Source organism: Cobetia marina (genome assembly GCF_001720485.1).
Lineage (GTDB): Bacteria > Pseudomonadota > Gammaproteobacteria > Pseudomonadales > Halomonadaceae > Cobetia > Cobetia marina.
Genome location: NZ_CP017114.1, coordinates 645,552 through 657,595 on the forward strand (window position 1 = coordinate 645,552; position 12,044 = coordinate 657,595).

Consider the following 12,044-nt stretch of genomic DNA (forward strand, 5'->3'; position numbering starts at 1 on the left):
CCGCAGGGTGACGCGGAGAACGAAAAAAACCCCACCTCATGCGAGGTGGGGTTTTTTTGTGCCTGGCGATCCGTGCCGGGCTGTCGAGCGAGGCGCTTACGGCGCGCCGTCCTCGAACTGCTCCTTGGGCGGGGGAATCAGATCCACGCGCTTCAGGCCGACCACCAGCAACAGCGCCGCTGCCACGTAGATGGACGAGAAGGTCCCCGCGACCACGCCGATGATCAGCGCGATGGCGAAGTTGTGGATCATGTCGCCGCCCAGGAAGAACAGCGCCAGCAGCACCAGCAAGGTGGTGCCGGAGGTGGACAGCGTGCGTGACAGCGTCGCGTTGATCGCGTCATTGAAGATCGACGGCATGTCATCGGTACGCGATTTGCGAATGTTCTCGCGAATGCGGTCGTAGACGATGATGGTGTCGTTCAATGAGTAGCCGATCACGGCCAGCACCGCGGCCAGTACCGTCAGGTCGAAGTCGAGTCCGAACAGGGCGAAGATGCCCAGCAGGATGATGACGTCGTGACCCAGCGAGATGAGGGCGCCGAGGGCGAACTTGTACTGGAAGCGGAAGGCCACGTAGACCATCACCACGGCCAGGGCGAGCAGCATGCCGAGACCGGACTGGTCACGCAGCTGATCACCGACCTGAGCACCGACGAACTCGGCACGGATCAGGTTGACGCTATCGCCGGTGGCCTGCAGGTGCGCCACGATGTCATTGCCGATGCCGGCCTCGAAGCTCTGCTGCAGACGCACCAGAATCTCGTTGCTGGCACCGAAGGTCTGGACCGAGACGTCCTTGTAGCCGGCGGCTTCCAGTGTCTGGCGTACGCTGTCCAGCGCCGGCGCCGCCTGGTATTGCACTTCCACCAGGGTGCCGCCGGTAAAGTCGAGGCCCAGGTTCAGGCCGTGAATCACAAGGGCGCCAATGGCCACGATCGTCAGCACGATGGAGACGATGAAGGCCGCGCGCCGCTTGCTCATGAAGTCAAACTGTCGCATCACGATGGCCCCTCAGATCCAGAGTTTCTTGAGTGTCTTGCCGCCAATGGCAAGATTGATGATGCCGCGCGAGACCATGATCGCCGTGAACATTGACGTCAGGATGCCGATGGACAGCGTGACCGCGAAGCCCTTGACCGGGCCACTGCCGATGGAGAACAGGATCACCGCGACCAGCAGGGTGGTGATGTTCGCATCGACGATGGAGGTGAAGGCGCGTTCGAAGCCGGTATGCACGGCCTGGTGCAGCGGCATCTTGGAGCGCATTTCCTCGCGGATACGCTCGAAGATCAGCACGTTGGCATCCACCGCCATGCCCAGCGTCAGCACGATACCGGCAATGCCCGGCAGGGTCAGGGTAGCGCCCAGCATCGACATCGCGGCGATCAGGATCGCCAGGTTGGCGGTCAGGGCCACGTTGGCGACGACACCGAAGGCCTTGTAGCGGGCCAGCATGAACAGCACGACCAGCAGCAGGCCCAGCTCGACGGACAGGATGCCGCGCGAGATGTTCTCGGCACCCAGGCTCGGACCGATGGTGCGTTCCTGCACGAAGTAGATCGGCGCGGCCAGCGAGCCGGAACGCAGCAGCAGCGACAGCTCCTTCGCCTCGGTCGGGGAATCCAGACCGGTGATGCGGAAGCTGTTGCCCAGCGCGCTCTGGATGGTCGCCAGACTGATCAGGCCCTTCTCGGTGTAGGGGATGCGCTTCTCGACTTCCTCGCCATCCTCCATCACGGTGCGCGTGCGGGTCTTGTGCTCGATGAACAGCACCGCCATGTTGCGGCCGATGGCAGCACGCGTGACGCGGTTCATGATCGAGCCACCGGTGCCATCCAGGTTGATGTTGACCTGCGGACGGCCACTTTCATCGAAGCTGGTGCTGGCGCTGGAGACACTGTCACCGCTGATGATCACGTCCTTCATGATGTTGGCGGTGCGCCCCGGCTGGTTGCGGAAGGCGAAGGTTTCCATCTCGCTGGAGGGCGTGTCGCTGGCCGCTTCGAGACGGAACTCGAGGTTGGCGGTGGCACCCAGTACGCGCTTGGCAGCGGCCGTGTCCTGCACGCCCGGCAGCTCGACCACGATGCGGTTCGGGCCCTGACGCTGCACCAGCGGCTCGGAGACGCCCAGCTCGTTGACGCGATTGCGGATCGTGGTCAGGTTCTGATTGACCGCGTAATCCTGAATCTCCTTGATGGCGGCGGTCGTCAGAGTGAGATCCAGTACGGCCCCACGATCGACATCGCGCTCATCGTATTCGAAGTTCTGGAAGTCGCGCGAGACCAGTGAACGTGCCTTCGAGCGGTCTTCGTCGTCGGAGAAGGTCAGGCTCAGCGTGCCATCGTTGACCTCACTGCCGCGGTAGCGGATACGCTCCTCGCGCAGGGTTTCCTTGATGGCGCTGGCGTTGACTTCCAGGCGTTGCTTGACCGCGGCGTCCATGTCGACTTCCAGCTGGAAGTGGACCCCGCCGCGCAGATCAAGCCCCAGCTTCATCGGCGAGGCGCCGAGACTGGAAAGCCACGACGGCGTGGCATCAGCCAGATTCAGCGCGACGATGGCGTCATCGCCAAGGGTGTCGCTGATCAGTTCCTTGGCACGCAGCTGCTGGTCGTTGCTGGTGAGGCGAATCAGGCCGGTGGAACCATTGAGTTCCTCGGATTTGGGTGTGATGCCGGCGTTTTCGAGGGCGCTGGTGGCGCGATCGAGATCTTGCTGGTCGATGGCATCGGCGCCGCTGGCGGCACTGATCTGCACGGCCGGGTCTTCGGGGTAGAGATTCGGCAATGCGTAGATCACGCCGACGGCAAGTACCAGGCAGATCACCAGGTACTTCCAAAGCGGATAGCGGTTGAGCATGGCAGCCCTGTCCTTGGTGGAGCGGGAGAGAAATAGCATGCTGCCGGCACAGGGGCCGGCAGCAGGAGGGAGATCAGATGGACTTGATGGTGCCCTTCGGCAGGACCGCAGCCACGGCGGACTTCTGCACGTTGACTTCGTTGCCTTCGTTCAGCTCCATGGTGATGAACTGCTCGCTGACCTTGGTGATGCGGCCGACCAGGCCACCACCGATGACGATCTCGTCACCCTTGGCCAGGTTGCTGATCAGGTTCTTGTGTTCCTTGGCGCGCTTGGACTGCGGACGCCAGAGCAGGAAATAGAAAATGACCACGAAGCCGACCAGCATGACGATCTGGCCGATGGCGCCGCCGCCGGCGACAGCCGCTTCGGCTTCCGCGTGTGCGGCAGGAATCAGGAATTCCAGCATGTGTATCTCCAGAGGTTACGAGTGAACTGTTGTTATGCAATGAGCGTGATTCGAGCGCTGCTTCACGCCTGTCTCGAGTCAGATACCAAGGCGACCGGAGCGGGTTGCTCTCCGGTCGCGCTTCGATTCGATCAGTCGGCCAGCGGCGGCACCGGCAGGCCGCGCGCGGCATAGAACTGTTCCACGAAGTCCTGCAATGTACCCGCTTCAATTGCACCGCGCAAACCAGCCATCACGGTCTGGTAGTAGCGCAGATTGTGGATGGTGTTGAGCATGGAACCGAGCATTTCTCCACAGCGATCAAGGTGATGCAGGTAGCCGCGTGAGAAGTTGGTGCAGGTGTAGCAATCGCAGTCCGGGTCCAGCGGTGACGTATCGTGCTTGTGGACGGCATTGCGGATCTTGACCGTACCGGTCGGCGTGAACAGGTGGCCGTTGCGCGCGTTGCGGGTCGGCATCACGCAATCGAACATGTCGACACCACGGCGCACGCCTTCCACGAGATCCTCCGGCTTGCCGACACCCATCAGGTAGCGCGGTTTGTCCTCCGGCATCCACTCGGGGAGGTAGTCGAGCACCTTGATCATCTCGTCCTTGGGTTCGCCCACGGACAGGCCACCGATAGCGTAGCCATCGAAGTCGATCTTCTTCAGGCCCTCGAGGGATTTCTCGCGCAGGTCCGGATACATGCCGCCCTGGATGATGCCGAACAGTGCCGAAGGGGAATCGCCATGGGCATCGCGGGAGCGCTGGGCCCAGCGCAGTGACATCTCCATCGACTTGCGGGCTTCATCATGCGTGGCCGGATACGGCGTGCACTCATCGAAGATCATCACGATGTCGGACCCCAGCGAGCGCTGGACGGCCATCGACTCTTCCGGGCCCATGAAGACCTTGGAGCCATCCACCGGTGAGCGGAAGTGAACGCCCTGTTCGGTAATCTTGCGCGTCTTGCCCAGCGAGAAGACCTGGAAGCCGCCGGAATCGGTCAGGATCGGCTTGTCCCATTGCGCGAAATCATGCAGGTCACCATGCGCTTCGATGACTTCCGTGCCCGGGCGCAGCCACAGGTGGAAGGTGTTGCCGAGGATGATCTCGGCGCCGATCTCCTTGATGGATTCCGGTGTCATGCCCTTCACGGTGCCGTAGGTGCCGACCGGCATGAAGGCCGGGGTTTCCACCGTGCCGCGCGGGAAGGTCATGCGGCCGCGTCGCGCGCGACCATCGGTGGCGAGCTTCTCAAAGCTCATGAAGCATTCTTTGCGCATGGTTCTCTCTAAGGCTTGGCGGCGAAACAGGCCGCAGCGGGTGTGGGGCTAGCGTAAGCCACGTCGTGTTAACTGCGCATGACGTGGCTCATGTGATGAGGTATCGCTCGGGTCAGGCGCGTTCCAGCAGCATGGCATCGCCATAGCTGAAGAACTGGTAGCGCTCCTGCACGGCAGCCTGGTAGGCGGCCATGGTGTGCTCGTAACCGGCGAAGGCCGAGACCAGCATCAGCAGGGTCGATTCCGGCAGATGGAAGTTGGTGATCAGCAGATCCACCACCTGCCATTCATAACCGGGGTAGATGAAGATGTCGGTGTCACCGGAGTAAGGTGCCAGCTCGCCACCGTGGGCCTTGGCAGCACTTTCAAGGCAGCGCACGCTGGTGGTGCCGACAGCGACCACGCGACGGCCGGCCGCACGAGCACGCGCAATCGTGTCACAGGCTTCCTGACCGACCTCGATCCACTCGCTGTGCATGTGGTGCTCGAGAATGCTGTCGACACGCACCGGCTGGAAGGTGCCGGCACCGACGTGCAGGGTGACGAAGGCGGTCTCGATGCCTTTCTCGGCCATGGCGGCCATGATCGGCTCATCGAAGTGCAGGCCAGCCGTCGGTGCGGCCACGGCGCCATCGCGCCTGGCATAGACCGTCTGGTAGCGCTCGCGGTCCGACAGCTCGTCATCGCGGGTGATATAGGGCGGCAACGGCATGTGGCCATGCTGGTTGAGCAGCTCGATCATCGGCGTCTCGCCGTGGAAGCGCAGCTCGAACAGCGCGTCCTGCCGACCTTCGACCACGGCGGTGATGCCGCCTTCGAAGATCAGCTCGGTGCCCGGCTTCGGCGACTTGCTGGAGCGGATGTGCGCCAGACCACGGTGTGCATCCAGCGGACGCTCCAGCAGCATCTCGATCTTGCCGCCGGAGGCCTTCTGGCCGTGCAGGCGCGCGGGGATCACGCGGGTGTCATTGAAGACCACGACATCGCCGGGTTCCAGCTTCTCGAGCAGGTCAGGAAAGTGGCGATGCACGATCTCGCCGCTCTTGCCGTCCAGGTGCAGCAGACGGCAATCACTGCGCTGCTCGGAAGGGTAGCGGGCAATCAGCTCATCCGGCAGACTGAAATCATAATCACTGCGCTGGAGCGGGCGCTCGGAAGCGGAGGGGGCAACGCCAGAGGCATCGCCGGAATCGATTCGTGACATGGCCAACGGAAACTCTGGTGGCACGGCGCGCAGAAGGCGCTCCGCTGCAATGGAGATACCCTGCTCGCAGGCGTTCATGCCGTTAGCGCGTCTGTCTGTCTGCCCGCTCTCGAGAGGCAGTGGTCAGGGGCGATACGCAGGATGGACTGGCGAGCCTGGGCAGGCGAAAAAGGTGGCTCATGATACCGAATGGCATGGCTCGCGCGAAGTCCCGTTTTCGAACGACCTGTCCCGCTCAGTGCGTGAATCCGTCGCTGGGATGCGTTGCATGTGTCTGATCTGGCGTGAAAACTCGTTGACCTCGGCGTAGGCTTCCGTATAATTTCGCTCCATTGCCGGTGTGGCGGAATTGGTAGACGCAGCGGATTCAAAATCCGCCGCTTAATAGGCGTGTCGGTTCGAGTCCGACCACCGGCACCATCTTGAAAACAGTCGCTCACGAGCGGCTGTTTGCGTTTCTGGCCTTCGCCTCAGATTCATTGCTCTCAACTTCATTGCCTTGTGATCCCAGAGCACTCTTCTTTCTATTTCCTCTCTCCTCTCTGTCCTTTCTTCGCGCTCTTGCCAGATGATGGTCTGGGTGTCTGAGGCATAAAAAAGCCCCGAACGGATGTCGGGGCTTTCTTGTCTCTGGCGCATCTGCCGGCGATTCACGCCTGATGTGGAACGCTCTTGACGCGTCGGTAGATGCTGTTGCTTGCGAGGGAAGGGTCAAGGAGTGCAATGCGCGTGCTCTGTATCGCGAGTTCCTGGCGCAGGGTAGACCACATGCCGATGAACTCGCGGCAATCCTGGCAGTTCACGAGATGGTCGGCGGATGGTGCATGGTATTGATAGTCCATCTTGAGGCCGGAACATACCGGACAACACAGAGCCGCTCGAGCTTTCCCTTTCATTTCTCCTCTCCCTCTCAGCATTCGACTGAATTCGGTGAGGTTCAGCGTAGTGGTCTCATTTCCTTGAGTTCGCGAGCTTGCCAGTCATCAAGATTCGTAAGCCCACCAGCTCAGGCTTACGGATCTTTCTGGCCGCGTGGCATAGCCCCCACACTCGCGAGTCATCCTCTGACAGGGCCTTTCCCTGGCTGCACTTGCCTGTGCACTTAGCCCATCACTACGCTGAACTCGCCGCTCTCCCTGAGCAGCGATTAAGAAATTACTGATTATTGAAAACTTGTACAAGAGTTAATTTGTTGCACAAGTTTTCAGGTATGTAAGATCGTGTACTTCAAGATAGTCTCATATCAAGATGTTCTCATGTAATGTGGCGTTCGATCGTTCTGATTCGCTGGCGACGCTGTCCGGCGCGCTTGATGGTTCACGTCATGTGCAAGACCAATGTCGCCTACATGACATGGTGATGTCGCTGCCGGGCCAGTCTGACGCTTGGTACAATCGGGCGTATCCGCTGGAGCTGCAGAGGGGAAGGCTGAATACGGAAAGCGCTCTCATCCCGTCAGCCATCGCGGGCAGGGGATTCAGAACCTGTACTGAACTTGAATGGAACTCGCGTGATGCTCGAGGGGCGCCTGGCGGCGAACCGCTGTTCAAGCATCGCTTTCACGAACTGCCATGGAACATGGAAAGACTGTCATGCATTGGATGCCACTGAATCTGTGGTTGTCACTGGTTGCGCTGTGCGCCATGGGGGCGATGTCGCCCGGGCCGAGTCTGGCGATGGTGCTTCGCCACACGCTGGGAGGTGGCAGAAGTGCGGGAGTCGCCGCCGGTATCAGCCATGCATTGGGGGTCGGGTTGTATGCCGCGCTCACCGCCTGGGGACTTGGTGCCTTGATCGTTCATTATCCGGGCATGTTCCAGGCGATCATGATTCTGGGGGCGGCCTATCTGGCCTGGTTGGGCGTCAAGGCATTGCGGGCGGGCCGTGGCGGGGCGCTTGAGGCTCAGGCCGTCACCACATCCCGTTCCATGGCGATTCGCGATGGTTTCATGGTGGCGCTGGCCAATCCCAAGCTGATCCTGTTCTTCGTGGCGCTGCTCAGTCAGCTGATCACGCCGGAGATGAGCGAGATGGGCAAGTGGCTGGTGGTCGTGACGGCGATGGGCATCGACGGTGCCTGGTATGTGCTGGTGGCGATGGCACTGTCGCACTCGCGGGTGCTGCCTTGGCTTCAGGCGCGGGCGGTATGGATCAATCGCCTGACCGGTATCGTGTTGCTGGCGTTGGCGCTGCGGGTCGTATGGGGTGTCTGACCGGCGCATGTCGGGAGTGACATGCACCGTTGAGGAATGAGATTGCCTGGTAGAAGACGGCTGCCCTGACAGGTGATGTCAGGGCCGCGTTGCGTTGCAGGGGGTGGCTGGTGGAGCCGGAAGATCACGGAGTGAAGATGTCGGAGTAATCCTTCACGGGAACCCTGATCTGCTGATCCGGACGTGCCTGAAAGTGCAGGGTCACGGGAATTTCATCGCCTGACGAGATGGGCTGAGTCAGCCCAGTCAGCATCAGATGGGGCCCACCTCCCGGCCGCATCTTCAGTGGGGACTTGGGGGAGAGGGGCAGGTGCCCCAGCTGGCGCATGTGCATCCGGCCTTCGTGCATCTGCATCTCGTGCAGCTCGATGCTCTGCGCCACGGGAGAGCTGGCGCCTGTCAGCGTGACCTTGCCTCGGGGGAGCGAGAGCGTGATATAGAGTGCAGCGGTCGTCGCGCCCGGAGGCGTGGGTAGTGCGAAGGCATCTTCCAGTACGGGATTTTCCAGCACGGGATTTTCCAGCATGGGGTCTGTCGCCACGGGGGGCGTCGCGGCGCTTGCATCGGTGCGCATCCACAGGATGCCGCTCATGGCGATTGCCAGCATCAGGCTCGCGCGTGAGAGTCGTGTCACGTGGTGTCGTCTCCTTGGCCTCTCATGGCAGTACCCGTGCCAACAGATGGCGCGGTGACATGCCCGGCGGCAGCCCATGTACGCCAGTGGCGCCGGGGATGTCGGTGCCTGCCAGTCGTGTGGCGCAGAAGGCCTCGGCCACGTCGGCAGGGGCATGGCGAATCAGCAGGGCAGCCTGCCATAGCACGGCCAGTGACTGGACCAGTTGCCGGGCTCGGGCTTCCTCGGCGTGATGAAGGAGGTTGCCGCGTTCGAAGGTGGCCAGTGCGGCGTCATAGCGAGGACTCTGCCCCCGGGCGTCCCTGAGCTCGCTGAGCAGCGCCTCGCCTGCGTCGGGGTGACGGGCCAGAGTGCGCAGGACATCCAGACACAGCACGTTTCCAGAACCTTCCCAGATGGCGTTGACAGGGGCTTCGCGATACAGGCGCGCTGTCAGGTGTTCCTCTATGTAGCCATTGCCGCCCAGGCATTCCATGGCCTCTGCCAGCAGTGCCGGTGCACGACGATTGTGCCAGTACTTGGCGATCGCCGGTGCAAGGCGGGCCAGGGGGCGCGCATCCGGTTCCCGTGTGGCGTCATCGAACTGTCGCGCAATGCGCAGACACAGTGCGATGCCGGCTTCGACTTCCAGTGCGATGTCTGCCAGCACCTGCTGCATCAAAGGTTGGCTGGCCAGCGGCTTGCCGAAGGCATGACGTTGCTGACAGTGGTGCAGTGCCTCGACCAGTGCCTGGCGCATCAGTGCCACCGGCGCGGTGGCAGCATCCAGTCGGGTCTGGTGGACCATCTCGAGAATGGTGGTGATGCCACGTCCCGGCTCACCAAGGCGCTGCCCGCGCGCATCGACCAGCCGGACTTCGCTTGAGGCGTTGGCGCGATTGCCGCACTTGTCCTTGAGGCGTTGCAGTTGCAGGCCATTGTGGCTGCCATCCTCCCGTCGCCTCGGTACCACGAAGCAGGTCAGCCCTTCCTCGAGCTGCGCCAGAGTCAGAAAGGCATCTGACATCGGGGCACTCATGAACCACTTGTGACCGTTGAGGCGATAGCCTTCACCCTCAGCGTGTGCCTGTGTCAGGTTGCTACGGACGTCGCTGCCGCCCTGACGTTCCGTCATGGCCATGCCGAAGGTCGCGCAGTGCTTGTCGCGAGGGGCACAGGTTCTCGGGTCGTGGCTGCGGGCCCGCAGGCGAGGGCCCCAGAAGGCGGCCAGAGATTCATCCTGACGCAGCGCGGGCCAGGCGGCATGGGTCATGGTGATCGGGCAGCAGAAACCGGGTTCGGCCTGGGTGAGCAGGTAAAGGGCGGCGACATGGGCCTGATGTCCTCCGCAGCCTTCCGCCTCCCAGGCGACACTGTGCCAGCCACCTTCCAGGGCGATGCGCATCAGCCGGTGATAGTCGGGGTGATACTCGACGTCATCCCGCCGCCGCCCTTGTGGGTCATGGGTGTGGAGGACCGGCGGATGCGCATTGACGGCAAACCCCATCGCGCGGGTCTCGAGCGTGCCCACCTGCGCCCCGAGGTCGGCCAGGCGAGTGAGCAGGTCCGCCGAGAGCCCAGGCGCGTGACAGCGCAGCGCCTCACGCAAGGGGAGGTCATCGACGAAGGCATGGCGCAGCGGTGGTGCCGATTGATTGAGCACCTCATCGCGCCATGGAGCAGGCCGCTCCTCTTCACGAGAGTGCTCAGTCGAGGACGCAGGCAGCGAGTCGGGCATCGTGGGGTCCTGTCATGAGAGGTATGCCTTGAGCGTAGAACACCTGCGGCCTGCTGGCGGAGTGGAAGGCAGCTGCGTCGCATTCTGCTACCGTGGGGGCATCAGTCGGTGCGTGGCATCGCGACGATCAGCACAGGGAAAGGACAGGGTACGGTGATCCAGGACGAAATCATTCAATTGGTTGATGCACGCAATCGCCCATGCGGTACGGCTCCTCGTCGCCAGATGCGGCGTTATCGCTACTGGCATCGAGCGACCTATGCCTTCGTGCTCAATGCCAGTGGAGAGCTGTGCATCCAGAAACGCACCATGAGCAAGGAAGTCTTTCCAGGGTATTTCGACCTCGCCAGCGGAGGGGTGGTCGGCGCGGGCGAAGCGGTCCACGTGGCCGCACGACGCGAGCTGGAGGAGGAGATCGGTGCCCGGGGCGTCGCGCTCAGACATTGCTTCGATTTCTGCTATCGCGATGCCACCAATCATGTCTATGGCAGCGCCTATCTCGCACGTTATGACGGTCCCTTGACGCTTCAGGCCGAGGAGGTGGCTGACGCCTTCTGGGTGACACCGCAACAGGCGCTGGAATTGCATCCTTCAACGCCGGACAGCCGTACGGCGCTTGAGCGCCTCATTCGTGAGGGCTTTCTCGCCTCTGCCATGGAAGAGTAGGCAATGATGGCCTGTCGGCGGCGTGCCATGTCCCTGCGCGCGCCTGCATGTGCTTTCTCTGTCCCACTCTCCCTACCACTCTCTGTGCTGGAGTCTGCGCATGAATGCCAAGGTATCGCCCCAACAGCTGGAAGAGGTGGAGGTTGCACTGTCGAGCGTGCTGGCGGGCAAGCCGCATCAGATCCGGCTCGCTCTGTGCTGCCTGCTGTGTCAGGGCCACGTGCTGATCGAGGATCTGCCCGGGCTTGGCAAGACGACGCTGGCCCAGGGGCTGGCGCGTCTGATCGGCACCGACATGCAGCGCGTCCAGTTCACCAGTGATCTGCTGCCCGCCGACATTCTCGGCGTGTCGGTCTTCGACCCTCGTGAGAGCGCCTTCCATTTCCATCCGGGCCCCGTCTTTCACTCGCTGGTGCTGGCGGATGAGATCAATCGTGCCACGCCCAAGACCCAGAGTGCGCTGCTGGAGGCCATGGAAGAGCGACAGGTGACCGTGGAGGGCGAGACGCGTCGTCTGCCGGAGCCTTTCTTCGTCATCGCCACTCAGAACCCGCTTCAGCAATCCGGTACCTTCCCGTTGCCTGAGTCCCAGCTGGATCGCTTTCTGATGCGTCTTTCGTTGGGATATCCAGAGCCTGCGGCTGAGCGAGAGATACTGAGAGGCAATGCCGGTCGCCAGCACATCGAGGCGCTGCGTCCCCTGTTGCCGCTCGAGGTACTGCGTGAGTGGCAGGCATCCGTGACGCGCGTGCGCCTCTCTGAACCGCTGCTGGATTACCTGCAGGCACTGGTCGCTGCCACACGGTCGTCGCCGGAAGTGCCTTACGGCCTGTCGACGCGAGGCGTGCTGGCATTGGCCAACGCCTCGCGTGGCTGGGCGTTGCTCGCGGGGCGTGACTACGTGCTGCCGGAGGATGTCCAGGCCGTCTGGGCGCCGGTGGTCGGCCATCGACTGAGCGAGGGCAGTGTCGCGGAGGGAGATGCCGTGGCTCGCCATCTGCTGGGGCAGGTGGCGGTGGTGCCTGCATGACACGAGCGGCCAGTGTCGGACCATGGGGCCGACTCAAG

10 protein-coding genes and 1 tRNA gene are annotated in these 12,044 nt (G+C 62.4%); 4 read left to right on the forward strand and 7 right to left on the reverse strand.

The features are described from left to right. Positions 1-96: 96 nt before the first annotated feature. The 5 genes from secF to queA all read right to left on the reverse strand — a co-directional run bounded on the left by secF (position 97) and on the right by queA (position 5,746). Positions 97-1,002: a protein translocase subunit SecF gene (gene secF, locus BFX80_RS02775; protein ID WP_077380045.1), complete on the reverse strand. Its 906-nt coding sequence runs from the start codon at positions 1,000-1,002 to the stop codon at positions 97-99. 12 nt (positions 1,003-1,014) lie between these two features. Continuing rightward, the gene (secD, locus tag BFX80_RS02780; RefSeq protein ID WP_077380043.1) at positions 1,015-2,865 is read right to left on the reverse strand and encodes a protein translocase subunit SecD; all 1,851 of its coding nucleotides are present in this window, start codon (positions 2,863-2,865) and stop codon (positions 1,015-1,017) included. A gap of 73 nt (positions 2,866-2,938) precedes the next feature. Continuing rightward, the gene (gene yajC / locus BFX80_RS02785; protein WP_077380041.1) at positions 2,939-3,274 is read right to left on the reverse strand and encodes a preprotein translocase subunit YajC; all 336 of its coding nucleotides are present in this window, start codon (positions 3,272-3,274) and stop codon (positions 2,939-2,941) included. Between the two features lie 131 nt (positions 3,275-3,405). Beyond that, the gene (gene tgt, locus BFX80_RS02790) at positions 3,406-4,524 is read right to left on the reverse strand and encodes a tRNA guanosine(34) transglycosylase Tgt (protein ID WP_127734466.1); all 1,119 of its coding nucleotides are present in this window, start codon (positions 4,522-4,524) and stop codon (positions 3,406-3,408) included. Positions 4,525-4,654: 130 nt separating this feature from the next. After that, on the reverse strand, positions 4,655-5,746 hold the full coding sequence (gene queA, locus BFX80_RS02795) for a tRNA preQ1(34) S-adenosylmethionine ribosyltransferase-isomerase QueA (protein ID WP_084209597.1): 1,092 nt from the start codon (positions 5,744-5,746) through the stop codon (positions 4,655-4,657). A gap of 334 nt (positions 5,747-6,080) precedes the next feature. On the opposite strand from queA, the gene BFX80_RS02800 reads away from it, so the two are divergent. Both BFX80_RS02800 and BFX80_RS02810 read left to right on the forward strand, forming a co-directional pair. After that, positions 6,081-6,166, forward strand: a tRNA-Leu gene (locus tag BFX80_RS02800). A gap of 1,181 nt (positions 6,167-7,347) precedes the next feature. Then, complete coding sequence (locus BFX80_RS02810; protein WP_084209598.1) at positions 7,348-7,959, forward strand: LysE family translocator; 612 nt, start codon at positions 7,348-7,350, stop codon at positions 7,957-7,959. 124 nt (positions 7,960-8,083) lie between these two features. On the opposite strand, the gene BFX80_RS02815 is transcribed toward BFX80_RS02810, so the two are convergent. After that, positions 8,084-8,593, reverse strand: a complete 510-nt coding sequence (locus BFX80_RS02815) for a copper chaperone PCu(A)C (protein WP_167592965.1) — start codon at positions 8,591-8,593, stop codon at positions 8,084-8,086. 22 nt (positions 8,594-8,615) lie between these two features. Next, positions 8,616-10,310, reverse strand: a complete 1,695-nt coding sequence (locus BFX80_RS02820) for an acyl-CoA dehydrogenase family protein (RefSeq protein ID WP_084207907.1) — start codon at positions 10,308-10,310, stop codon at positions 8,616-8,618. A gap of 153 nt (positions 10,311-10,463) precedes the next feature. Here BFX80_RS02820 and BFX80_RS02825 point away from each other — a divergent pair, with 153 nt between their 5' ends. Continuing rightward, positions 10,464-10,976, forward strand: a complete 513-nt coding sequence (locus BFX80_RS02825; protein WP_240499649.1) for an NUDIX hydrolase — start codon at positions 10,464-10,466, stop codon at positions 10,974-10,976. A gap of 100 nt (positions 10,977-11,076) precedes the next feature. Then, positions 11,077-12,006 carry an AAA family ATPase gene (locus BFX80_RS02830; RefSeq protein ID WP_077380031.1) on the forward strand — a complete coding sequence of 310 codons (930 nt, stop codon included), beginning with the start codon at positions 11,077-11,079 and terminating at the stop codon, positions 12,004-12,006. The last annotated feature ends 38 nt before the right edge of the window (positions 12,007-12,044 follow it).

Coding starts and splice junctions, on each gene's coding strand:
- secF (WP_077380045.1), bottom strand. CDS start 1,002: ATGCGACAGTTTGACTTCATGAGCAAGCGGCGCGCGGCCTTCATCGTC.
- secD (WP_077380043.1), bottom strand. CDS start 2,865: ATGCTCAACCGCTATCCGCTTTGGAAGTACCTGGTGATCTGCCTGGTA.
- yajC (WP_077380041.1), bottom strand. CDS start 3,274: ATGCTGGAATTCCTGATTCCTGCCGCACACGCGGAAGCCGAAGCGGCT.
- tgt (WP_127734466.1), bottom strand. CDS start 4,524: ATGAGCTTTGAGAAGCTCGCCACCGATGGTCGCGCGCGACGCGGCCGC.
- queA (WP_084209597.1), bottom strand. CDS start 5,746: ATGTCACGAATCGATTCCGGCGATGCCTCTGGCGTTGCCCCCTCCGCT.
- BFX80_RS02810 (WP_084209598.1), top strand. CDS start 7,348: ATGCCACTGAATCTGTGGTTGTCACTGGTTGCGCTGTGCGCCATGGGG.
- BFX80_RS02820 (WP_084207907.1), bottom strand. CDS start 10,310: ATGCCCGACTCGCTGCCTGCGTCCTCGACTGAGCACTCTCGTGAAGAG.
- BFX80_RS02830 (WP_077380031.1), top strand. CDS start 11,077: ATGAATGCCAAGGTATCGCCCCAACAGCTGGAAGAGGTGGAGGTTGCA.